Origin of the sequence: Arthrobacter sp. Bz4, from assembly GCF_003075455.1 — a bacterium.
Lineage (GTDB): Bacteria > Actinomycetota > Actinomycetes > Actinomycetales > Micrococcaceae > Arthrobacter_D.
Window position 1 is genome coordinate 15,673 of the sequence record NZ_QDAE01000020.1, and the last position, 22,565, is coordinate 38,237.

19 protein-coding genes and 1 pseudogene are annotated in these 22,565 nt (G+C 65.1%); 6 read left to right on the forward strand and 14 right to left on the reverse strand.

Annotated features, from left to right (window positions below):
- Nucleotides 1-3: 3 nt before the first annotated feature.
- Together DDA93_RS13260 and DDA93_RS13265 are read right to left on the reverse strand one after the other, a co-directional pair.
- Nucleotides 4-1,320 carry a geranylgeranyl reductase family protein gene (locus tag DDA93_RS13260; protein WP_116779020.1) on the reverse strand — a complete coding sequence of 439 codons (1,317 nt, stop codon included), beginning with the start codon at nt 1,318-1,320 and terminating at the stop codon, nt 4-6.
- On the reverse strand, nt 1,321-2,076 hold the full coding sequence (locus DDA93_RS13265) for a demethylmenaquinone methyltransferase (protein WP_116779021.1): 756 nt from the start codon (nt 2,074-2,076) through the stop codon (nt 1,321-1,323). It lies immediately after the preceding gene.
- A gap of 132 nt (nt 2,077-2,208) precedes the next feature.
- Here DDA93_RS13265 and DDA93_RS13270 point away from each other — a divergent pair, with 132 nt between their 5' ends.
- The 5 genes from DDA93_RS13270 to DDA93_RS13290 all read left to right on the forward strand — a co-directional run bounded on the left by DDA93_RS13270 (nt 2,209) and on the right by DDA93_RS13290 (nt 7,619).
- Nucleotides 2,209-3,549 (forward strand): isochorismate synthase, encoded by a 1,341-nt coding sequence (locus DDA93_RS13270; protein WP_116779022.1) that lies wholly within the window; start codon nt 2,209-2,211, stop codon nt 3,547-3,549.
- Nucleotides 3,550-3,677: 128 nt separating this feature from the next.
- Entirely contained in the window at nt 3,678-4,472 is a 795-nt protein-coding gene (locus DDA93_RS13275) for a transporter substrate-binding domain-containing protein (protein WP_116779023.1), read from the forward strand.
- A gap of 84 nt (nt 4,473-4,556) precedes the next feature.
- On the forward strand, nt 4,557-5,342 hold the full coding sequence (locus tag DDA93_RS13280) for an amino acid ABC transporter permease (RefSeq protein WP_019481821.1): 786 nt from the start codon (nt 4,557-4,559) through the stop codon (nt 5,340-5,342).
- A complete protein-coding gene (locus DDA93_RS13285) occupies nt 5,339-6,103 on the forward strand; it encodes an amino acid ABC transporter ATP-binding protein (protein ID WP_279325277.1) in 765 nt (254 codons plus the stop codon). The genes DDA93_RS13280 and DDA93_RS13285 overlap by 4 nt, the downstream gene beginning before the upstream one ends.
- A gap of 103 nt (nt 6,104-6,206) precedes the next feature.
- Nucleotides 6,207-7,619, forward strand: a complete 1,413-nt coding sequence (locus DDA93_RS13290; RefSeq protein ID WP_243400631.1) for a D-alanyl-D-alanine carboxypeptidase family protein — start codon at nt 6,207-6,209, stop codon at nt 7,617-7,619.
- 22 nt (nt 7,620-7,641) lie between these two features.
- Here the strand turns inward: DDA93_RS13290 and menD are convergent, their stop codons facing one another.
- From menD to DDA93_RS16205, 4 genes are all read right to left on the reverse strand, one after another.
- Nucleotides 7,642-9,423, reverse strand: coding sequence for a 2-succinyl-5-enolpyruvyl-6-hydroxy-3-cyclohexene-1-carboxylic-acid synthase (menD, locus tag DDA93_RS13295; protein WP_116779025.1), 1,782 nt, complete (start codon nt 9,421-9,423; stop codon nt 7,642-7,644).
- A gap of 174 nt (nt 9,424-9,597) precedes the next feature.
- Nucleotides 9,598-11,766 carry a PhoX family phosphatase gene (locus DDA93_RS13300; RefSeq protein WP_116779026.1) on the reverse strand — a complete coding sequence of 723 codons (2,169 nt, stop codon included), beginning with the start codon at nt 11,764-11,766 and terminating at the stop codon, nt 9,598-9,600.
- A gap of 182 nt (nt 11,767-11,948) precedes the next feature.
- Nucleotides 11,949-12,941 carry an o-succinylbenzoate synthase gene (locus tag DDA93_RS13305; protein WP_019481826.1) on the reverse strand — a complete coding sequence of 331 codons (993 nt, stop codon included), beginning with the start codon at nt 12,939-12,941 and terminating at the stop codon, nt 11,949-11,951.
- 69 nt (nt 12,942-13,010) lie between these two features.
- The gene (locus tag DDA93_RS16205) at nt 13,011-13,667 is read right to left on the reverse strand and encodes a hypothetical protein (RefSeq protein ID WP_133185527.1); all 657 of its coding nucleotides are present in this window, start codon (nt 13,665-13,667) and stop codon (nt 13,011-13,013) included.
- Between the two features lie 94 nt (nt 13,668-13,761).
- Here DDA93_RS16205 and DDA93_RS13315 point away from each other — a divergent pair, with 94 nt between their 5' ends.
- On the forward strand, nt 13,762-14,673 hold the full coding sequence (locus tag DDA93_RS13315) for a phosphatase PAP2 family protein (RefSeq protein ID WP_243400632.1): 912 nt from the start codon (nt 13,762-13,764) through the stop codon (nt 14,671-14,673).
- Here the strand turns inward: DDA93_RS13315 and DDA93_RS13320 are convergent.
- The 8 genes and pseudogenes from DDA93_RS13320 to DDA93_RS13355 form a co-directional block, all read right to left on the reverse strand.
- A complete protein-coding gene (locus DDA93_RS13320) occupies nt 14,670-15,899 on the reverse strand; it encodes an MFS transporter (RefSeq protein ID WP_019481829.1) in 1,230 nt (409 codons plus the stop codon). The genes DDA93_RS13315 and DDA93_RS13320 overlap by 4 nt on opposite strands.
- A gap of 41 nt (nt 15,900-15,940) precedes the next feature.
- Complete coding sequence (locus DDA93_RS13325; protein WP_116779029.1) at nt 15,941-16,372, reverse strand: hypothetical protein; 432 nt, start codon at nt 16,370-16,372, stop codon at nt 15,941-15,943.
- Nucleotides 16,369-16,830, reverse strand: a complete 462-nt coding sequence (locus DDA93_RS13330) for a plastocyanin/azurin family copper-binding protein (protein WP_116779030.1) — start codon at nt 16,828-16,830, stop codon at nt 16,369-16,371. Before DDA93_RS13330 ends, DDA93_RS13325 begins: the two co-directional genes overlap by 4 nt.
- Before the next feature lie 130 nt (nt 16,831-16,960).
- The gene (locus DDA93_RS13335) at nt 16,961-17,839 is read right to left on the reverse strand and encodes an MBL fold metallo-hydrolase (protein ID WP_243400633.1); all 879 of its coding nucleotides are present in this window, start codon (nt 17,837-17,839) and stop codon (nt 16,961-16,963) included.
- A gap of 36 nt (nt 17,840-17,875) precedes the next feature.
- Nucleotides 17,876-18,706, reverse strand: coding sequence for an endonuclease/exonuclease/phosphatase family protein (locus DDA93_RS13340; RefSeq protein ID WP_019481833.1), 831 nt, complete (start codon nt 18,704-18,706; stop codon nt 17,876-17,878).
- A gap of 16 nt (nt 18,707-18,722) precedes the next feature.
- Nucleotides 18,723-20,183 (reverse strand): dihydrolipoamide acetyltransferase family protein, encoded by a 1,461-nt coding sequence (locus DDA93_RS13345; protein WP_243400634.1) that lies wholly within the window; start codon nt 20,181-20,183, stop codon nt 18,723-18,725.
- Nucleotides 20,180-21,253 carry a transketolase C-terminal domain-containing protein gene (locus tag DDA93_RS13350; protein WP_019481836.1) on the reverse strand — a complete coding sequence of 358 codons (1,074 nt, stop codon included), beginning with the start codon at nt 21,251-21,253 and terminating at the stop codon, nt 20,180-20,182. The genes DDA93_RS13345 and DDA93_RS13350 overlap by 4 nt, the downstream gene beginning before the upstream one ends.
- Nucleotides 21,250-22,334 (reverse strand): annotated as a pseudogene (locus DDA93_RS13355) (thiamine pyrophosphate-dependent dehydrogenase E1 component subunit alpha). Before DDA93_RS13355 ends, DDA93_RS13350 begins: the two are co-directional and overlap by 4 nt.
- Nucleotides 22,335-22,565 lie beyond the last annotated feature (231 nt).

Here is a 22,565-nt window from a genome sequence, read left to right on the forward strand (position 1 = left end):
AGACTAACTAGTAGAGCGCGTGGAACTGGCATGCGTCCGCGCGCGCGGATGGGATTGGTTGCTGACGGCCGGCACCAGCTGCTCCAGCAGGTGAATGACGCGGTCCTCGAAACCTTTGCCACCGGAGTCGGTCAGGTTGGCGAGCATCCGCACCACAAAGCGCATCAGCACCGGGATCGGCATGCCGGTCCGCAACGCCAACCGCAGAATGGCCGGCTTGCCGATCAGCTGAGCGAAGATGGTGCCGAGGGTAAAGTGGCTCCCCCACAGCCCTCTGATGTGTGGCGCGTAACCGGCCAGGACCTGATCGCGGCCCAGGGTTGAAACGACCTGTTCGGCGTTGATGATGAACTCGGCAGCGTACCGGGCCGACTCCATCGCGTAGGAGATACCCTCGCCGTTGAACGGGGACACCATTCCACCGGCATCGCCGAGCAGCAGCATCCCCGGACTGTAGTGGGGTGTCCGGTTGAAGCCCATGGGCAGGGCGGCGCCGCGGATCTCGCCGACTTGCTGCTCGGGAACGAAACCCCACTCAGCGGGCATCCCGGCGGTCCAGTCCCGCAGCACCTGCTTGTAATCCAGCTTGCCGAACTCGGCAGAGGAATTGAGGATGCCCAGGCCCACATTGGACGTGCCATCCCCCACACCGAAGACCCAGCCGTAGCCGGGAAGCGGCTTGCCGGTCGCGTCGGGGAGCTCGAGCCACCCTTCCATCCAGGGGTCCTCATGGCGCGGACTGGTGAAGTAGGTTCGTACCGCGACGCCGAGCGGGCGATCATCGCGCTTCGCCAAGCCCAGGCTGACGGCCGTCCGGGTCGAGTTGCCATCGGCCGCCAGGACGGTGTCAGCGTGAAACTGCCGGGTCTCCCCCGTCTTACGCCCGGACGAGTCCAGGATATTGACGACGACGCCGGTCACTCGGCCGGCGTCGTTGCGGATCGCTCTGGTGACGGAGTGACCCTCAAGGATGACGGCGCCCGCCGCGCGAGCGTGTTCGGCTAGTTGTTCATCGAATCCGAACCGGGTGCGGACCAGCCCGTAATCGGGGAAGTCGGTTAGCTCCGGCCAGGGCACCTCGACGGTGCGGCCGCCAGCTTTGAGCCGCAGCCCGACGTTGCGGCGCCATCCCGCCGTCTCCTCATGGGGCAGGCCGAGCAGCTGGATCTCACGGACTGCGCGGGGCGTGAACCCGTCTCCACAGACCTTCTCACGCGGGAAGACCGATTTTTCCACCACTGTCACGTCTACCCCGGCACGCGCCAGGTAGTAGGCAGCGGTTGAGCCAGCGGGGCCAGCCCCGACAATCAGTACCGACACTTAGTTTGCTGGCCGCGTGCTGCGGCGGCTGAGGCGCGCCTGTGCGGGTGCTGTAGCAGTGTCAGCGGGCTTGGTCGCGCGATGGACGGCGACGATACCGCCATTGAGATTGCGGTAGGCCACGTCCTGCCACCCGGCATCAGTGAGCCAGCTAGCCAGTGCATCCTGATCAGGCCAGGCCCTGATGGATTCCGCGAGATACACGTAGGCGGTCGGGTTCGAACTGACCTTCGTCGCAATCGCGGGCAATGCCCGCATCAGGTACTCCGTGTACATGGTGCGCCACAGTCGAACGGTTGGTTGTGAGAACTCGGCGATCACCAGTTTTCCGCCGGGTTTGGTGACGCGCAGCATCTCCGCGAGCGCCTGTTGTGGACGGTGCACGTTACGGAGTCCGAAGGAGATGGTCGTCGCGTCAAAGGAGTTGTCGGCAAACGGCAGATCGGTGGCATCGCCGGCAATGAAATCAATGTCCGGGCGACGGCGTTTGCCGACCCGCAACATGCCAAGGGAGAAATCGCAGGCGACGACGTACACCCCGTTGTCTGCGTAGGGCTCGCTGGAGGTGCCGGTTCCGGCGGCCAGGTCGAGCACCTTTTGGCCCTTCGCGGCTCCTACCGCATCCACCACAATGCGACGCCAGCGGTGGGTCTGTCCGAGGGACAGGACGTCGTTGACCACGTCGTATTTGGGCGCCACGTCGTCAAACATGGCTGCAACTTCTTCGGGACGCTTTTCCAGTGATGCACGGTTCACCCTTGTATTGTCTCAAACAATTGACAGGTCCATAATCGGGGCGCGGGCAACCGGGTTCCGGGCAACCGGGTTCCGGCAGTGGCACGGCCAGCCCGTCCCTGCCACTGCCGGGCAAGAGTAGGCTTGGAAATCATGAGCACTCCGTCCTCCATCGCGGTCGCGCCGCCGCTGACACCAGTGCGCGGTCTGCGCAGCATCACCATTCCCCGGGGACAGCTCGACGACAGTACCGGCCTGCTCGACTATGTTGCCCGCAATGACGTTCACACCTGGGTGCGCCGCGGCGATGGCCTGGTTGCCTTCGGTGAAAGCGCCCGGTTCACGACGGCGGGCCCCGACCGGTTCATTGAGGCCCAGGAGTGGTGGCGCACCCAACTCGACGCCGCCGACGTCGACAATCCGCTCGCCGTTCCCGGTTCCGGACTGGTGGCCTTCGGCTCGTTTGCGTTCTCCAAGACCTCCCAGCATCAGTCCCGGCTGATTGTGCCGCGCATTGTGGTGGGCTGCCGCGATGGTCACAGCTGGCTGACCTACATCACCGACGACGAAGGCGCTGAAGTAACCGCCGACGCCGCCGAGGCGGCACTGGCTGAATACCTCGACGAGACGGCCATCGAACGTGTTCCTGACGCCGCCGACCGGCTCACCCCGGGAATTCTCTCCGAGGAGCAGTGGATGACCGCCGTGGAGCAGGGGATCGAGCACGTTCGCAGCGGCGAGCTGAGTAAGTTGGTGCTCGCGCGTGACGTCGTCGCCGAGCTCGGTTCTCCGGTGGCGACCGCCCAGGTGCTGCGCGAACTGGCAGTCAGGTACTCGGACTGCTGGACCTACTCGGTGGACGGGTTGATCGGTTCAACACCTGAAATGCTCATTAAAGTTGAGAACTCGACGGCCCAGGCCAGGGTCCTCGCCGGCACCCTGGACCGCAACAATGCACCGGCCGATGATCCGGACTACGCGCAGCGGGTGCTCGCTGGCTCCGAGAAGCAACTGCATGAGCACCAGATCGCCATCGACTCGCTGACCGGCCAGTTGGAGCCATTCACCAGCACCATGACATCACACAGCGAGCCGTTCGTCCTCGAACTACCCAACGTCTGGCATTTGGCTTCCGATGTCACAGCGCAACTGGAACCGGGCGCCGATGGCAGCGTACCGACGTCGCTGGCCCTGGTCGGGGCGTTGCACCCCACTGCGGCGGTCTGTGGGACACCGACGACCGTAGCGGGAGCCCTGATCCGGGAACTGGAGCATATGGAGCGCGGACCCTATGCCGGGCCCGTGGGCTGGATGGATGCCCGGGGCAATGGAGAGTGGGGCATCGCGTTACGCGGCGCGGTAATCGAGAGTCCAACCCGGGTGCGAATGTACGCGGGGTGTGGCATCGTCGCTGCATCGAATGCCGCAGCTGAGCTGGCGGAATCGTGGAGCAAGTTCAGGCCCATGATCGAGGCCCTGGGCATCCGGCGGTAGAATTACCGGTCCTCAGTACTGCCAGGTCCCGATGGTTACCAGTACGCAATACCTGTAGCCTGTGATGCACATCTCCATGCGGCTAGAATTTGAATCGAAGTTTTCCCGTCCACCAAAGAGGTATTTGCATGTTTGCCAAGCGCTCATCCGTTCCCAAGACCCTCGCCATCGCGGCCATCGGTGCGCTAGCACTTAGCGCCTGCGGTGGCTCCGACGAGCCAGCCGCCGATGATTCGGGCCTCGGCCTGATTGCTGAGGGCGCGCTCACCGTGTGCTCGGACATCCCGTACGCGCCATTCGAGTATGAAGAGGACGGCGAATACGTCGGCTTCGACATGGACCTGATGCGCGCCATCGCCACCGGCCTGGACCTCGAGCTTGAGGTGGTCGACGTCGGCTTCGACGGCCTCGCCAGTGGCGCGGTGCTTGCGGCCGGCCAGTGCGACGTCGGTGCCAGCGCCATCACGATCACCGAGGAGCGCGCGGAGAACATTGCGTTCACCGAGCCGTACTACGATTCCCTGCAGTCCCTGCTGGTTCCCGTGGACTCGGATCTTGCCTCGATCGACGATCTTGCGGGCGAGTCGGTGGGTGTCCAGGCCGGAACCACCGGTGAAACGTACACCCGCGAGAACGTCCCTTCCGACACCGAGGTTGTAGCCTTCCCGAGCGACGCGGAACTGTACTCAGCTCTCCAGGCCGGCAACGTCGCAGCCATCCTGCAGGACCTGCCTGTGAACCTCAGCCACACCGAGGACGGCACCTACACGATCGCCCAAGAGTTCGAAACCGATGAGCAATACGGTTTCGCACTGCCCAAGGAAGGCAGCGAGGATCTCCTCGAGGCCGTCAACGAGCAGCTCGCCGAGCTGCGGGACAACGGCGAGTACGACGAGATTTACAACACCTACTTCTCGGAGTAGAAACCCCGGCCCGGAACCGGCCCGGGATCCTCGGATCCTGACGGGTTCCGGGCCGACAGCCCCCGAGAAAGATTGGCTCCCGACTTGAAACGCTCAACCCGCAGACGTCTGACCCGCGGCGCCCTGTACGCACTCTTCATCCTCGCCGTCGCCGTCGTCGTCTGGCTCGCCGATTGGGAGGCGATCCAAAGCAACTTCTTCGACCTGGACGTTGCTGTCGAGGCATTCCCCGAAATTCTGACCGTCGCGGCGAAGAACACAGTCCTCTACACAGCCATCGCGTTTGTCGGTGGGCTGCTCCTCGGCCTGATTCTGGCGCTGATGAAGCTCTCTCCGGTCCTGCCCTATCGCTGGGCAGCGACCGCTTACATCGAGCTGTTTCGGGGGCTCCCCGCTCTGCTGGTGATCTTCGGTTTTGCGTTCGCGGTGCCGATCGCCTTTGGCTGGCGTCCGCCGGGCGGTAGCGCCGGTGCTGGCCTGATCGCCCTGATCATCGTCTCTTCCGCCTACATCGCCGAAACCATCCGAGCGGGGATTGAAGCTGTTCCGCCAGGCCAGGTGGAGGCCGCTCGATCCCTGGGGATGCATCCATCGTGGACCATGATCTCTGTCGTCCTGCCGCAGGCGTTCAGGATCATCACCCCGCCGTTGACCAATGAACTGGTCATCCTGATCAAGGACACCTCACTCCTGTTCATCGCGGGCATGGCTCTGGGCGACCGCGAGTTGACCACCTTCGCCCGTGACATGGTCTCTTCATCCGCCAACGCAACGCCGTTGGTCCTCGCTGCCCTCCTGTATTTGATCATCACCCTGCCGCTCACCCAGCTGGTGGCCAAGCTTGAACGACACAACAAGAGAGGGCGGTGAGCCCTGTGACTGAAGCAGCGCTCCGCAAGGGCGTGCCGGCCATCGAGGTCCGCGACCTGCACAAGAGCTTCGGGGACAACGAGGTCCTCAAGGGCATCGACTTCCATGTGGATCAGGGCGAGGTGGTCTGCGTGATCGGCCCGTCCGGCTCCGGGAAGTCCACCCTGCTCCGGTGCGTCAACCGGTTGGAAGAGCCCACCAGCGGCACCATCCTTGTGGAAGGCGTCGATATCACGGACGACGAGACGGACCTGGACAAAGTACGCACCCGCATCGGCATGGTGTTCCAGCAGTTCAACCTCTTCCCGCACCTGAACGTGACCCGTAACCTCACCCTGGCTCAGATCCGGGCGAAGAAGCGCAGCAAGTCAGAGGCAGGTGAGGTCGCGGCGCGCAACCTCGCCAAGGTGGGTCTGGAGGACAAGGCCATGGCCTTTCCGGCCCAGCTTTCCGGCGGGCAGCAGCAGCGCGTGGCAATTGCACGTGCGCTATCCATGGACCCGGACATGATGCTCTTCGACGAACCCACCAGCGCCCTGGACCCCGAATTGGTGGGTGACGTGCTCGATGTGATGAAGCAGCTGGCCAAGGACGGCATGACCATGATGGTGGTCACCCACGAAATGGGCTTCGCCCGCGAAGTTGGGGACCGGGTGGTATTCATGGACGGCGGAGTGGTGGTCGAGCAGGGCAAACCCGAGGATGTCCTTGGCAACCCGCAGCATGAACGCACCAAAGAGTTCCTCTCGAAGGTTCTGTAACCACTCGGTTGGCGGCAATGTCCTGCGCCTTTGGTCCCCTAGCGGCGGACCGGAGTGCGTGGGACGATAGGTCCACCAGACCCACCTACCCGCGGGAATCCTCATGCCCTCACCCATCCGGACCCCAAGGCTTCGCGCAAGACTCCTCAGCGTCGTCGTGCTGTGCTGCACCCTACTGGGTGGGATGCTCGCAGCCCAGCCCGCAACGGCCGCCGTCCCTGTGGCGAACCCGAACAGCTATCACGTGCTGGTCACCAAGTCACGGCCGCTGAACCCCCTGAACTACATCGCACCGGATCTGGTCTATTTTCCCGGCACCAACTATGTACTCCGGCGTGCGGTCTCGGCGAATCTGGAAAGCCTCTTTGCTGGCGCCCGTAACGCTGGGGCACCACTGAGCGTGGTGAGCGCCTACCGTTCCTACGCCGAGCAGGCATCCCTCTACAACAGCTATGTGGCGCGATACGGGCAGGCAGTGGCCGACACCATTTCGGCACGCCCGGGGCACAGCGAGCATCAGACCGGACTCGCCGTCGACGTCGGCAACGCCAACGGCTCTTGTGGCCTGGGTGCCTGTTTCGGGACCACCGCGGGCGGCAAGTGGGTCGCTGCCAATGCATGGCGGTACGGGTTCATTATTCGCTACCCGGACGGTTACCAATCGACCACCGGTTACACCTACGAACCGTGGCATCTGCGCTACGTGGGGCGACCACTCGCCACCGAGATGAAGACCCGCGGAATCCCCACGCTGGAGCACTATTTCGACGGTTCCAACCCGACCATCAAGAGCCCAACGGACCTCACCGCAGTGGATTCCGCAGGGGTACTGTGGAATTACCCACCCAACTGGACCGGCGGATTCGCGCAGCGCGCCCGGGTGGGCAGCGGCTGGGGCGGTCTGAAGGCCGGATTCACCACCGACTGGAACTCCGACGGCATCCAGGACATCCTCGCCCAGTGGCAGGACGGAAAACTCACGCTCTATCGGGGGCTCCGGGGCGGCGGTTTCCAGTCACCCATCCGGATCGGCAGCGGCTGGGCCAACCATGAGATCACTGTCGGCACCTGGTGGCGGGGGAGCCGGTACCCGTCGGTGGTCACCAAGGACGGCGCAGGACGGCTGTGGCACTACGCAAACAACACCGGCGGAGCCCTGTCCTCGCAGGCCCGGGGGCAGATCGGGTCGGGGTGGCAGAACCTGAAGATCACGCTGGCCGACTTTGACCGGGACGACAACCAGGACGTGCTCGCCACCCGCACCAACGGTGAACTGGTGCTTTACCGGTCCAATGGAAAAGCACGTTTCATCTACGAGAGTCGACGTACCATCGGCTCCGGCTGGCAACACATCGAAAGCGCACAAGCCGTCTCGGGTTTCCGGGGCCCAGACTCCTACGGGTTGACCGCTCGAACCAGTTCCGGCGCCCTCAGGCACTACCCGATCAACTCCGGCGGCTGGGGTGGGTCTTTCACCATCGGTTTGGGGTGGCAGAACTACCGGCTCTTTCGGTAGGCCCACACCGCACGGTTCCGGCCTACACCACCCGGGCGACGCCTGCCTTGATCGAGGCGTGCAGTGCGCGGAGGCCCGATCGGTCGGCCCGGACCTCGATCACCGAGCGCCCCTTGATGGGTGGCGCCAATGCAGCGTCAAGGCCAGCGGCCGAGGTGACCAGTGAATGCCTGACGCCGTACCCATGGGCCAGCGCCTCGAGATCGGCGGTGTGGGGGGTGCCGAAGAGACGCTCTACGACCCTGCTGTGGCGTTCGAGGTTCTTCTCCTCCCCGTGTTCCAGGAGACCGAAGATGCCTCCGCCAGCATCGTTGAGCACCACTATCTGCAGGTCGGCCTCATCCTCGCCGGGCCCCAAAAGCAGCCCACCGGCGTCGTGCAGAAAAGTCAGGTCACCGAGCAGCAGGCGCGTGGGGATACCGGTCGCGAGCGCGATACCGGTGGCGGTGGAGATGGTTCCATCAATACCGGCGAGGCCGCGGTTGGCGTAGACCTCCAGGGGGTGCCAGCCAGGGGACGCGATGAGATCGGCGTCCCGGATGGGATTGGAGGATCCGAGCATGAGGTTTCCGTCAGTGCTTTCCCAGACCGCGTCTGCCACGTGGAGCCCGGTCAGGGAGGCGCTTTCGGCGAGGGTCGACCGAAGAGCGGCATCAGCGCGGGCACTGGCCTGTTGCCACCGCCCCAACCATCCGTCCTCGCCTTGACCGGCGAACTGCAGCAACTCATCGAGGGTGGTGATGATCCGCTCCCGGCGTCGGCCTGCTTCGAACCAGGCCACCGGCCCCGGGAGGTAAAGTGCCTGCTGCACCTCCGGTCGGGACAGCAGGGCTGCTATTGGTCGTGAGAGGGTGGGCCGCCCGAACACGATCACCCGCTCGACGTCGGGCCCCAGATGTTCCAGCAGCAGCCGGTACTGGGCAACCGCATTGGGACCGAACCGGGCGTTCGAGGAGGGCTCGGCGAGCAACGGGAGGCCGAGGTGCTGGGCGAACACCGCCGCCAGTTCCCCGGCGCCGTGGCCTGCGACCACCACGGTTCGGGCGGTTGACGTCGGGAGGGCGGCGTCGTTGGTCGCGGCGTCGTGAGTGGCGGCGGCGTGGGTCGCGGCGTCGTCGTCGTACTGGCTGGTCAGCGGCAGGATGGCGTCGGTGGCAGGAGCGGTGGCTGGCGGGAACCCTGCAGGGGCGCCGTCGTGGCTCACAGCACCGGGGGCCATAGCGCCGGGGACTATAGCGCCGGGGACTACAGTGCCGGGGTCTACAGTGCCGGGGACCAGCGGGTCGCGGAACGCGAGGTTCAGTTGGACCGGACCACGTGGGCCTGAGGCCCCCAGCGCCTCGGCCAGGGCCCTGGCAACGAATGCCGAGGGATCAGTGCTCGCCGGGACGTCGAGTGCGCACCGCACATGCGAACCGTAGAGGTTGACCTGGTTGGTGGTCTGGTTGGCGCCGCTCCCCCGAAGCTCGTCGGGCCGGTCCGCTGACAACACCACCAAGGGCACGGCCGCGTGGTTCGCCTCCATGACCGCTGGCATCAGTTCCCCCACGGCGGTACCCGACGTCGTCAGCACCGCAGCGGGGCGCTGCGATCCCTGCGCCAGGCCGAGCGCGGTGAACCCGGCAACCCGCTCGTCGATCCGGACATGCAACCGCACCGCACCCGCGGCCTCAGCCTCGGCCAGCGCATACACCAGGGGGGCGCTTCGGGATCCCGGTGCCACGACAACGTGGCGGACGCCCGCCGCGGTCAAGGCGGCAACGGCTAGCCGGGCGGCGTCGACGGAGTTCAGCTGCTCATTCACGCTTCAATCCTCACACATCGGGTTCCGCGCTCGTCCCCACCCGGAACGCGCTCCCCCGCCCAGAACGCGCTCCCCCACCCGGATCGAGTCAACACATCTGACAGGATTCCGGCGCCAAACCCGCTATCTGTGCTGACTCGATGCGAAGGGCGGGGCTCCCGGCGGAAAGTGGGGCTAACGGTTGCCTGTTGCCTTCGCTTCCCTGCCGCCTCGATCGTCGTCACTGTGCAGCCTGCCCGCACCGCGGCCACGACCGGGACGTTTGTCTTTACCCGGAAGGACCTGTATCACCGAGGGGCGTGGCACCGCTGCGTCGCCGCGGCGCGGTTTACTGCCATCAGCAACATAGTCGGGAAACAGGGAGGTCTGGTTTCCCCAGACGCCGTTCTCCCCCGGGTGCTGGACTGCAACGAAAACGTGGCGGTCCTTGTCCCTGATGATCGGCCCACACGTCTCGCCGTCCCGTGGTACGGCGAGGAATTGTTCCACCTTGCCGCGTTCCTCCCCGTCGAGGGTGACCTGAAACAAGCCATCGCAGTACCCGATGGTGCCCGGCTGCCCGTCAGTGGAGATCCACAGATTGCCGACCGAGTCGAACGCCAGGTTGTCCGGGCATGAAATCGGCGAGACTTTCTGCGCTGGAAATCCGCTGAAGTACACGGTGGGGTCATTGGCCGGGTCACCGCAGACCATCAACAGGTTCCAGGTGAACCGAGCAGAGGTCTGGTCTCCGCCGTTCTCGGTGATCTCAACGACATGTCCCGACCGGTTAGCGGTTCGCGGGTTCGCCTCGTCAGCGGGCGAGTTGGCGCCGACACCGCGGTTGGTGTTGTTGGTGCAGGCCACGTAAACCTTGCCGGTGCTGGGGTTAGGCTCCACGTCTTCGGCCCGGTCCATTTTGGTGGGACCCACCTTGTCGGCGGCCAGCCGGGTATAGACCGCCACCTCAGCAGCGCTCATTCCCGGCACTGCCGACTTGTTGTTGACGATCAGTGGCAACCACTCGCCGACGCCGTCGAACTTCCCGTCGGTGGGCAGATCGCCGGACCCATCAATTTCGGGGGCCGAGTTGCCCTGGAACCGCGCCACGTAGAGCGACCCCTCGGAGAGGAGCGTCATGTTCTTCCGCCGAGCTGCGGGAGTGCCGGCGGTGTCCATCCGGTTCAGGGAGACGAACTTGTAGAGGTAATCGAACCGCTCGTCGTCACCGGAATAAGCCACCACCCTGCCGTCGCCAGCCACGATCACGTTGGCGCCCTCATGCTTGAAGCGGCCAAGCATCGAGTGCTTCTTCGGCGTCGAGGTCCGGTCGAAGGGGTCCACCTCGACGATGTAACCGAAACGGTTCGCTTCGTTCTGGTATCCCTTGTTCCGGGTATCCAGCCGAGGTTCGTCGACCTCCCAGCCACGGGCCGTCGGAGACGCGGTGAGCCCGTATCTACGGTCCGAGGCACTGGTTCCCGGGCTGACGAAGTAGCCGTTGAAGTTTTCCTCCCCTGACAGGATAGTTCCCCAGGGAGTGGTTCCGCCGGCGCAGTTGCCGAGGGTTCCGAGAATGGTTCGGCCCGCGGGATCATCAATGGTTTTGACCAAATCGGATCCGGCGGCGGGACCCGTCAACTCGTAGGGGGTGTCGAGCAGGAAGCGACGGTTCAACGGTGCGCCCTGAACATACTTCCAGGCCTTCGAAGCGTTTTGACGCTCCAGTTCCACCACTGTCAGACCGTGCGCTGCGCGGCCGATACCCCGCACCTCCGCGGCCGGCAGACTGGGTGGCACCATGATGGGTTCGTTGGTGTACTCGTGATTGACGAACATCACGGCCCGTTTGCCCTTGCTTCCCGGCAGATCCAGAATGTCCGTGTAATCGCAGTTGTAGCCAAACTGCAGTTGCTGTGCGGCCTCGGACTGGTTGAAGACGTCGAACACCGGCGACTCGCGGAACAGGGGATCGCCCCAGCGGATAATCGGTTGCCAGGTGAAGCCCTTCGGCACCGTGAAATCATCTACCAGAGCATCTACCGGACGGATCGGGGCGAACTTCAGGTTGCTCCGGGGCCCCCGCTTTTGGAGGGCGACGGCGGGCGCCAGCTGGGGATCTGTCGGCACCCGGGTGCCTGTCTGTCCACCAACGATGAGGGCCAGCGCCCCGACGGCACCGACGCCAAGCACGTTCCGGCGGGAGTACTCAGAGGAGACGACATCCCTGAAATAGCTGTTGTCGGACGTGTTGCAGACTGCCGAAGCGCACGCATTGTCACACTTCAACGCGCACGTCACCGCGCTGCGCTTTCCATTCGTGTGGCCAAGCATGGGCAAAAAGCGCTTCTTCGTGTCACTCATGTGGTGCCTTCCAGCAGTGGAGCGGGGTGAGCAGCTTCCACACTGACAAGGCCGGGCTAACACTGCGGGCAGTCCAGGTGACAGGAAGGTGAACTTCCGCCTCCGTTCAGCCATTCCGCAGGACTTTTGCCGGTTTCGGCCCCCCGCCACCCCGGATCCAAGAGGCGGAGGGGGTGGGAGATCTAGGCGGAGCCGAGCAGTGCCCGGGTGCGTTCGAGCCGGTCGAGCCACCAGGCGGTCCGTTCAGGATCTGCCGCATAGCGCTCCAGCAGGTCATCGGAGACCTGGACCTTGCCCACCGCCAGCCAGCCGCCGTCGGGCACCAGCGACCGTTCGGTGACGTCGCCGCGCATGAGAGAGACGGTGCCCAGTCCGCAGGCGTACGGCAGCTCCGGCAGCGCGGCCGCGAGCGCCACCCCGGCGCTGATTCCCACCGAGGTATCCAGGGCGGAGCTGACGACGGCGGGAAGCCCGGCCTGCGCAACGATGTCCAGGGCCCGCCGGACCCCGCCAAGTGGCGCAGCCTTGATGACCAGCAGATCGGCAGCATCTTCGCGTGCCACGCGCAACGGGTCGGATTCTTTCCGGACGGACTCGTCGGCTGCGATGAGGACGGGGATCTCCCGACGGCGTAACTCGAGCCGGACGGCGCGGAGCCGGTCAATGGTCATCGCCGGTTGCTCCGCATACTCAAGGCCGTGCTCGGCCAGCACCGTGAGGGCGATCACCGCCTCAGCAACAGTCCAGCCGCCGTTGGCGTCAACGCGCAGCCCTGCAGCCGGTAGCAGCCGCCGCACCTCGGCGACGCGGGCCAGGTCGTCGGCAAGGGTCTGGCCCCGTTCGGCGACCTTCACTTTGACCGCGGTAACCGGACCGAACCGGGCAAGCACCGATTCGACCTCACTGGCTGGGACCGCCGGGACCGTCGCGTTGACTGCAACCTTCCCGCGAACAGCAGCGGGGAAGCCCTCCCAGCTGGCCTCGATGGCCCCCCGTAGCCACGGCGCGGCCTCGGCGTCGTCGTATTCAGGGAACGGGCAGAACTCGCCCCAGCCGGCCGGCCCTTGCACCAGCAGCGCCTCACGGTGCTGGACCCCGCGGAAAGTCACCCGCATGGGAATCGAGACCACACGGGCGACTGCGAGAAGCTCGGCGGTTGAGGGAAGTGTACTCACGGGTTCAGGCTACGCGACCGGGTTCAGGCAGCGCGACGGTGCTCCTCACCGAACCCAGGACGTCGTCGCTCAGGGCACCGGCCGGAGTGCCGACTGGACGATCACCGTGTCCGGCCCGAACTCGCGATCGTAGCGTTCCTGGCGGGTACCGTCGTCATAGTCGACTGCGACAACCAGATAACCGTTCGTTATCGACGAGTAGATCACCGGGTCGCCCGACGCCCGGATGTCGAGCTCGATCCCTTCAAGGGTGGCCTCGTCATTGGATCCGGGGTTCGCTGGGTCCAGTCGCGGATCGAAGTCGGCTATCGGGTCGTACAGCGAGAGTGGGATGGGTTCCTGGGTCCGGGTGAAGGCTTTGCCGTCCCAGGTTCCCTGGACGGCGTAAGTGCCCCACGTCACCCCGGAGGCGGTTTCGAACTGCTCAACGGCGTCCCAGTCCCAGTTGAGCAGGTCCACGGGGCCACCACAGTGGGGCGGATAGGACTCCCCAACCGCGCCAAGGCAAAGCTGGGGAAGACCATCGCCCTGCTGCCAGACGGTCGTTTGGGCCAGCACCTCCCCTGTCGCCGCGATGCCGCTGGACGGGGATGGATCAGGCACCACCGGATCGGCGGGGCTCGAACCGGTAGGCGCCGACGCCGGAACCCCGACCGCACCGCACGCAGACATTGCCACCGCGATCGCGGCGAGCGATGCCGCCAGAGGCCCAGTATGCCAACCCATGTTCTCATTGTGCGTAGCCGGGCCGGCATCACGGCCTGCCGGAAGATCACGATTGGATTGCAGAAGTGCAGCGCCGGTATGGAAGTCTTGCAGGGTGAGCCCACAGAAATCCGCGAACCCGACGGGGAGGAAACTTCCCGCCGCCCGGAACCCATCACTGTTCCTGATGGGTTCGCTGGTGTGTGCCGTGGCGCTGGGCTGGACCTATTGGGCGTTCGTGCGGACCAGCACCGGCCAGTTCGCGGACGAATCGGCCTGGCGTGAGGCTGGTTTCGCGGCCCCCGACTCGCAGCAACCCTTCCTCCAGTTTCTGGACAGCCTGCCGGCGCTGTCGGTGCTGTTCGCAGCGGCGGTCATCCTGTTCGTGACGCTACGCAGGCAGCGGTGGTCGGCAGCGGTGATCGCCCTGGGAACCATTGCCGGGGCCAACCTCACCACCCAGGTCCTGAAGAACCTGTTGTTCGATCGCCCTGACCGGGGCGTGCCGACGCTCGACTTCAACTCGCTGCCGTCCGGCCACACCACTCTCGCCGCGTCAGCTGCTGCAGCGATTTTCCTGGTGGTCACTCCGAGGTGGAGACCGTTGGCTGCCGCAGCCGGTGGCACCTATTCGGTGGCGGCCGGGGCCGCCACCTTCCTCAACCTGTGGCATCGTCCCGCAGACGTCATCGCGGCCTTCCTGGTGGTGGGTGCGTGGACCCTGCTGGGCGGTCTGCTGATCATGCGGTTCGGCAACGCCTGGAATGTGTGGTCCGGCTACGGCGAGCATTGGGCGGCCTCACGGTTGTGGCTCACCTTCTGCTGGGCTGCGGGAGTGGCGGGGCTCGCCCTCGGTGTCATCCTGTACCTGTACGTCCAGCTCATCGGACCAGCACCCGTCCCCGGGACAGCACGCATTCCCCTGTTCTTCTGGTCCGGGCTGTCAATGATTGTTGGGGTGGGGTTCACCCTCAGCGCTGCTGCCAGCTGTCTGTTCAGCCATCAGGCACGGCGCCGCGTGGGCTAGCTCCGGGCGAGCGAAGTCGGCCGGTGCGGTGGCACCCAGAACCACAAGACTGCCGCGGCAAGGAGGCCCAGCCCGCCAGTCGCCCAGATGCCTGCGGAGAGGGTCGCGACGGCGGTGACCGCCGCAAGAACCCCCGGGCCGGTCATGGTCCCGACATCGCTGAGTAGCCGCCAGATTCCAAGGAACTGGGGCCGGCCGGGATTCGGTGAGAAGTCAGCCCCCAGGGTCATCACGATGCCCGAGCCGATACCGTTGCCGAATCCGATCAGGAGCGCCACCAGCAGCAGCCCCACTGCATCGCCGGTGAAGGGCAACAGGATCAGCGCTACGCCCATGATCAGCATGCAGGGTACGGCAACCCACCGCCGCCCCCTGACGTCCATCATCTTCCCGGCCGGGTAGAAGATCAGCATGTCGATGGCGCCGGACAGGCCATAGATCAGGGCAGTGGTGGTGGCGTCCAGACCGATATCCTGCGCCCAGAGCGGCAACACCGCCTGTCGGGTGGCCCGGATGGCGGCGATCAGCAGGACACCAATGCCCACCGTCGCAAAAACCCTGCGGTGGGATCGCAGAATGGACCGGACTGTCGGGGCCGACGACGGCGGGTCCGCTACCCGCTCGAGGGCAGTGGATCCGTTCATGGCCAACCGCCCGGGGGCGACCAGCTCAGGCACCCTGCTGCTCAGGGCGGCAGCAGCGAGAGCGGCCCCCGCCCCCACCCAGTACGCACCAGCCAATCCAGCGAAGCTCATGGCCAGAGCCGCCGCGAAAGGGCCGAGGAAAACGCCGATCCTGGTGACACCGCCGAGCGTGGACAGCGCCCTCGCCCTGAAGTGGATGGGAACGGCTTCGGTGAGGTAACTCTGGCGGGCCAGACCGAAAACGGCACCGGCCATCCCGATCATGAAGATGGCTGCGGCGAACACGGCGAGGTTGGGGGCCAGCAAGGCCAGTACCATCGCCGTCGAGCACCAGAGTGACGCCCCGACCAGGGCCCACCGTTCACCGAACCGGGTGGTCAGGAGCGTTGCGGGCACGTTGGTGACCAGGGAGCCGATCCCGGTGAGGGTGATGATCAGTGCCGCCGTCGCAATGTCAGCCCCGAGGCTGCGCGCCGAGAGCGCTATTACTGGAAGGATCGCCCCCGTCGCCATCCCATAGAGCAGCGACGGGCCGTAAGCGCCGACAGCGATCGACTTGAGGTTGAACGATTCGCCCGGCACGCTTCTACTGTAGCCACCGGCGCCGTTCGCCCTCTTATCGATCAGGCCTCAGGGGTACGCCGCCCCCCGAGAATCATCCCGACGACGGCGAGAACTCCGGCCACCCCCTCAGCGACCGCACTGAGGGCCTTTTCGAAGAACCAGATCGGCTCGTACATGGCGGGGATGGGCCCGATCGCGGGCAGCTGGACGTAGGTCGACACCACCACAGCCGCGAATGCTGATAGAGCCACCACCGCGGCAACGAGGTAGGACAACCGGCTGCCCCTGAGCAGGACGTAGAGGGCAGCGAGCACCGCCGCGGCCGCCTGCAGCCAGAACAGGGTGCCACCGCCCATCCCCCCTGGATACGCGATCTGATAGTTGGCGGCGAGTTGCACATGGACGAACGCATCGATCGCCAGTCCGATGGCGATCACCACGCGGAGACCGACTAGAACCGGGCGGTTGTGGGCGAGTGCCCGATTGCTCATTCCTCGACGACCAGTGTGCTGATCATGCCTGGGTGCGGCGTGCAGAAGAAGGAGTACTCCCCCGCGTCCTCGGGTGCCGTGAAGGTGACAGTCTCGTTGGGGCCGAAGACTGAATCGAACAGGCCATCCTCATCCGAAGTGACAGTGTGGCCGACAGAATCATTGTTAATGACGGTTACTTCGGCGCCCGGTGCCACCGGTCCGGAAACTTCGAATTCAAAGTCTGTGATGGTGATGACCACCTCTTCGGCCGCCTCGGCCGGGGTTTCAGCTGATTCGGTGGTCTCGGCTGGCGCGGCCGCCGGACTGGAGGCCGCCGGACTGGTGGCCGCCGGACTGGTGGTAGTAGTTTCCGGCTCCGGGGCCGCACTGCCAGATTCCTCCGACGCCCCACAACCGGCAACTCCCACCAGTGCACCGGCCAGAAGTACTCCCATAACGCTCTTTCGAATATCCATGATTAGCCTTTCCCTCAGAATCCCGATCAGAGCTGTTTTCCAAAGCCCTGGGCACCGTTAGCACCATGATCCTCTTCATTATGAGGTTCGTCACGGGGTAGGGCGCGGATTGCCCGGCGGGAGCCTGGGATCAGGACTTGGAGGCCTGATGCCACTTCCAGTGCGCGAGGGTCCGCAACCGAATGAGCAGCGCCCGGGATTGTTCGGGACCGTAGGGCAGGATGGGGATGGCCTTGGTCATGTCCACTGATGCTTCATCCATCGCCACCTTGGTGACCCGCACCGCGGTGCGCATTTTATATAGCTGCGCCGTGACAAATTCGACGCCCACCGGGTTGCCGTGCCCCGGAATGAAAACGTCATAAAGGTCCTCCAGCGCGGCGATCTTACCCAGGGTGCGGATCCAGTCCGCAGGATACGAATCTTCAAACCCCGGGTCGCCGCCTTCTTCGACCAGATCCCCGGTGAAGAGTACGTTGCCTGCGCCGATCAGGAGATCGTTATCCGTGTGGCCCGCCCCCAGATGGAACAGGGTTACGCTGATGCCGCCCAGGTCCAGGTCGACGGGGCCACCGTCCACCACCTTGTTGGTGGGGTGGATGGCCGTGTGGGGACCGGCGTCGTCGGCCATGGCTGGCTCGAGCTCTGCCACGAACTGACGCTGCTGCTCTCCTGTCTGCGCCAGGTCTTCCGCGCAGCGTGCGGTGGCCCAGATTTCCTCGACCCCCTGTGCGGCGAAATACGCATTGCCGAACGCATGGTCGAAGTGGGAGTGGGTGTTCACAGCTGTCACCGGCAGGTCCGTGAGTTCACGGACGGCGGCCAGGATGACGGCGGCCTGCGCTGGGCCGGCACCGGTGTCGATCACGAGGGCCCGCTCGGTGCCGACGACGAGACCCGGGTTGATCCGGTATCCGGCGTCACGCAGTATCCAGGTCTGCGGTCCCACTTCCCGCCAACGGGACTCGGTCTCCTTCGACACAGTGTCTACTGTTGGCGTCTCAGACATGGATTCCTCTCAACAACGATGGATGTGCTGGCCGTTCTACGCGCCGCCGGCACCCAGCAGCAGGACAGCCTGCACTGGGGCGTGATCGGACGGCCACGCACCACCGTACCGGGTGACGTTGATTCCTGCCCGCAGGACGGTGAAGTCTGGGGTGGAAAGGATCCAGTCGATCCGCTTGGCGCCGCGCTGCGGCTTACGATAATGGGGGAAGGTGCCCCATTGTTCGGTGAGTTGACGGTGCGCGGCGGTCCAGGTGTCACGCAGCACCCCCGACCCGGTCAGGATCGTGTAGGGCCCGGACGGCGCATCAATGTTGAAGTCCCCCATCACGATGCCCGGGAGTTGGGAGTCCCGCACCAGGTGTCGCAGTGTGTCCGCCGAATAGAGGCGGGAGCGGCGGGACAGATGGTCCAGGTGGGTGTTGATCACCACGAAGTCCTTCCCCGTGCCCAGATCCTTGAACCTGGCACGGACCGCGATCCGGGGGATCCGGTTTCCCCACGACGTCGAACCGGCAACGGTTGGTTTGCTTGAGAGCGCAAACTGCTCCCAGTCGAGCAGCGTCAGCCGGCGCCGGTCGTAAAAGAGCGGGCACTGCTCACCATTGCCATCGTCGTTGCGCCCCCGACCGATGCCGGCGTAGTCGGGTCCGAGCCCGGCCCGCACCGCGTCCAGCTGGGTTGGGAGTGCCTCCTGGACGCCCAACAGGCTGGGCTGCTCATCGCGTAGGAGCCGGGTCACCAAAGGCGCGCGAACCGCCCAGGAATCCCGGTTGGTAGGCAAAAGGTGTGGCATTGACCGTCGGATGTTGAAGGTCATCACGTGCTGCTCAGGGGCTGCTACCGGGCCGATGAGCGGTACGGTCACCGCTGGGCCCCTCGCTTCAAAGGTCTGCAAGCACGGTGCCCGGATTCTCGATCGCGTCCGCCACATACCGCAGGAACCCGCCGGCAACACCGCCATCACACACCCGGTGATCGAAGGTCAGAGTGAGTTCGGTAATTTTCCGCACAGCCAGAGCACCGCCCACCACCCACGGCCGGTCAATGATTCGGCCAATACCCAAAATCGCAGCTTCGGGGTGATTGATGATGGCTGCGCTACCGTCGACTCCAAACACGCCGTAGTTGTTCAGGGTGAACGTCCCCGAGGTCAGCTCGGCGGGCGTGGCTTTGCCGTCCCGCACGACGGCGGTAAGTCGGCGGATCTCCGCATCCAGCCCGCGGGCGCTCAGCGTGTCTGCGCGTCGAACGCAGGGCACCATCAGACCCCGATCGGTTTGAGCCGCGATCCCCAGATTCACCCCGTCGAAGCTGAGAATTTCCTGGCGACCCTCATCGTCGGTGACGATTCGGGTGTTCAGGTCCGGATACTTTGCCAGCCCGGCCGTCACGAACCGGGCCACGAAAGCCAGTAACCCGGGGGTCTGGTCGGGATTTGTTGCCTTGAGTGAGGCCCTGAGGTCCATCAGGGCGGTAGCGTCCACATCGACCCAGACCGTTGCCTCGGGGATCTCCCGGCGGCTACGGGCCATGGTGTCCGCCACAGTCTTCCGCACCCCCTTCAGCGGAGTGCGGGCGGCAATCTCCAGCCCCGACTTGCGATCAGTATCCGCACCCACCGGATCAGGGGCGACGCTTTCGCTGCTGTTGTCGGTGGGCGAACCCGTGATTGTCGCGGAGCCGGTGGCACGGCTGATGGCCTGCTGCACATCCTTTCGGAGCACCAACCCGCCAGTGCCCGAACCGGTGAGATCGGCAGGGGCCAGGCCCGCATCACGGGCCAGTTTTCGGACCAGCGGTGAGATGAAGAGCGGCGCAGCACCAGTCGGCGCGGTTTCCGAGGGTGCAGCGGTCTGCTGCTTTGGCCGCCGCCGGCGCCCGGAGGTGAGTCCGCCGGGGGTGCCATAGCCGATCAGGACGTTGCCCGATCCTTCATCGGCAGCGGGAGCCTCAACCGGCTCCGAGGATTCGGGCGGGGTGATTCCGGCTCGTTCTTCTTCGCGGTAGGTTTCCTCGGCGTCCGTCGGTGGCGCCTCGCCCGTCGGCTCGGCCCCGCTGGGGGCGCCTGCAGGGCGCACCGAGATGAGTGGCTTGCCGACGTCGATGGTTTCACCGGCACGACCGTGAAGTTTCTCGACCACACCAGCAAAGGGTGACGGCACCTCAACCACGGATTTGGCGGTTTCCACCTCGGCGATGGTCTGATCCACCACCACGACGTCACCCTCGGCAACCAGCCAGTTCACCAGCTCCGCTTCGGTAAGTCCTTCGCCCAGATCGGGGAGGTTGAAGACCTGAAGGGCAGTGCCCGGCGCGGGTGCGCTGGTGGTCATAGCACTCATGCCTGATCCTCCCACTGCAGTTCGTCAACGGTGTCCAGAATTCGGTCAACACTTGGTAGAAAGAAGTGTTCCAGCTTCGGCGATGGGTACGGGACATCAAACCCCGTGACACGCCGGACCGGGGCCGCCAGCGAGTGGAAACAGCGTTCCTGGATGCGCGCAACAATCTCTGCCGCGACCGAGGCGAACCCGGGCGCCTCAGCAATCACCACGGCCCGGCCGGTCTTGCGGACACTGGCGCACACGGTCTCGTCGTCGAACGGGACGATGGAGCGCACGTCAATAACCTCCAGCGAACGCCCCTCCTCCGCCGCGGCCGCCGCTGCGGCCATCGCCGTGGGTACCGAGGGGCCGTAGGCGACCAGGGTGGCGTCGGTACCCGCCCGCGCAACGACTGCCCGGCCGATGGACGGCGCGCTGGAGGAGGACTCGAAGTTTTCCCGGAGTTCCTCAAGATCCAGCACTTCCTTGGACCAGTACAGTTTTTTCGGTTCCAGGAAGACGACCGGGTCCGGGTAGCGGATGGCTTCACGCAGCATGGTGTAGGCGTCCCGGACTGTTGCCGGGGCCAGGACCGTCAACCCAGGCGTGTGGGCATAGTAGGACTCCGACGAGTCGCAGTGGTGTTCAACTCCGCCAATGCCGCCTGCGTAGGGGATGCGGATCACGATCGGTAGCTTGACCTTGCCTTTGGTGCGGTTCGGCATTTTTGCGACGTGGCTGACTACCTGTTCAAAGGCAGGGTAGGCGAACGCGTCGAATTGCATTTCGACCACCGGGCGCATCCCGTTCATCGCCATGCCGACGGCCATCCCCATGATTCCGGCCTCGGCCAGGGGGGTGTCAAAGCACCGGTCCGTGCCGAACCGGGCGGTGAGCCCGTCGGTGATCCTGAAGACCCCACCCAGCGCCCCAACGTCCTCACCAAACATCACCACCGATGAGTCGGCAGCCATGGCATCGGCGAGCGCAGCGTTGAGGGCCCTGGCGAAGGTGACCGGCTGGGCGGTGGATCGTTCCGCCTGCACAGTGGTGGCGTCGTCCCGCAGGCGTTCAGTGGTGTCGGTCATGGTGTCACTTCCTCGGCGGAATGTTCCCGGCTAAGTTCCCCGCGCAACAGTTCGGCTTGTTCGCGCAGCTGGCTCGTCTTCTCCGTGAAGACATAGTTGAACAGATCGTCAGGGTCGACCACCGGATCCGTATTGAGTCCGTCCCTGAGGGTGGCCGCCATCACCTCGGCGTCCGCCGCAATGCGGGTCTCGCCGTCGTCGTCGAGCAGGTTCAACCCACGCAGGTAGGTGCGCATCCGGCTCAGCGGATCCTTGGGGATCCACTTCTGAACATCGTCCGGGGATCGGTAGCGGGAGGGGTCATCGGCATTGGTGTGGGCCTGCATCCGGTAGGTGTGGGCTTCGACCAGGGAGGGGCCGCCGCCGTCGCGCGCACGGTCAACCGCCGCGCCGAGGACTGAGAGCAGGGCGGCGAGGTCGTTGCCATCCACTCGCTCGCCCGGCATCCCGTACCCGATCGCCTTATGCGCCAACGACGGCGCGACGGTTTGCGACTTCAGGGGCACCGAAATGGCGTACTCATTGTTCTGGATGAGGAAGACCACCGGGACGTGGAAGACCGCCGCGAAGTTCAGGCTTCGTGGAAGTCGCCTTCGCTGGTGGCGCCGTCGCCGCACAGGGCAAGCACCACGGTGTCCTCGCCCTTCAATTTGGCCGCATGAGCGACCCCGACCGCATGGAGTAGCTGGGTCGCGAGGGGCGTGGCCTGCGTGGCGACCTTGTGCTCCAGCGGGTCGTACCCGGAGTGCCAGTCACCGCGCAGCAGCGTGAGAACTTCGAGCGGGTCCACACCACGGGTGATCACCGCGACCGTGTCCCGGTAGGTGGGGAACAGCCAGTCCTGGCGATCGATGACGACGGCGGCCGCCACCTGGCATGCCTCCTGGCCGTGGGATGAAGGGTAGACAGCCATCCGGCCCTGTCGTACCAGGGCATTGGCCTGATCGTTGATGCGACGGCCGATGACCAGTTTCTGGTACGCGCCCAGCAGACGACTGCTGTCCGGAAACGGGTAGGAATCGTTCGGGACCTTGACGCCGTTCGGGTCCACCAATTGGACAGGAACCGCCGAGGGAAGCATTTCGGCGTCCTGTCGGTCCGAGGTGTCTACTGTGCCGTGTGCGAGTTTATTGCCGCTCGAGATGGTCATCTCCGCCTCCGTCATACCGCCCACTGGGGCGGCGGTTAGCTTGATCCCGCGAACCCGGATGTCGCCGAGCACTGGATGCTGTGTCATCCAATTATGGACTTCGGTTCCTATTCGTATCCACCAAACGGTAAAGTTCCAGACTGATGCTCATTTAGTCCCTAA

What these genes read in the sequence shown, in the direction of transcription:
- DDA93_RS13290 (WP_243400631.1), top strand. Translation starts at nt 6,207, where the DNA reads ATGCCCTCACCCATCCGGACCCCAAGGCTTCGCGCAAGACTCCTCAGC.
- DDA93_RS13275 (WP_116779023.1), top strand. Translation starts at nt 3,678, where the DNA reads ATGTTTGCCAAGCGCTCATCCGTTCCCAAGACCCTCGCCATCGCGGCC.
- DDA93_RS13270 (WP_116779022.1), top strand. Translation starts at nt 2,209, where the DNA reads ATGAGCACTCCGTCCTCCATCGCGGTCGCGCCGCCGCTGACACCAGTG.
- DDA93_RS13325 (WP_116779029.1), bottom strand. Translation starts at nt 16,372, where the DNA reads ATGAGCAATCGGGCACTCGCCCACAACCGCCCGGTTCTAGTCGGTCTC.
- DDA93_RS13300 (WP_116779026.1), bottom strand. Translation starts at nt 11,766, where the DNA reads ATGAGTGACACGAAGAAGCGCTTTTTGCCCATGCTTGGCCACACGAAT.
- DDA93_RS16205 (WP_133185527.1), bottom strand. Translation starts at nt 13,667, where the DNA reads ATGGGTTGGCATACTGGGCCTCTGGCGGCATCGCTCGCCGCGATCGCG.
- DDA93_RS13330 (WP_116779030.1), bottom strand. Translation starts at nt 16,830, where the DNA reads ATGGATATTCGAAAGAGCGTTATGGGAGTACTTCTGGCCGGTGCACTG.
- DDA93_RS13335 (WP_243400633.1), bottom strand. Translation starts at nt 17,839, where the DNA reads ATGTCTGAGACGCCAACAGTAGACACTGTGTCGAAGGAGACCGAGTCC.
- DDA93_RS13350 (WP_019481836.1), bottom strand. Translation starts at nt 21,253, where the DNA reads ATGACCGACACCACTGAACGCCTGCGGGACGACGCCACCACTGTGCAG.
- DDA93_RS13345 (WP_243400634.1), bottom strand. Translation starts at nt 20,183, where the DNA reads ATGAGTGCTATGACCACCAGCGCACCCGCGCCGGGCACTGCCCTTCAG.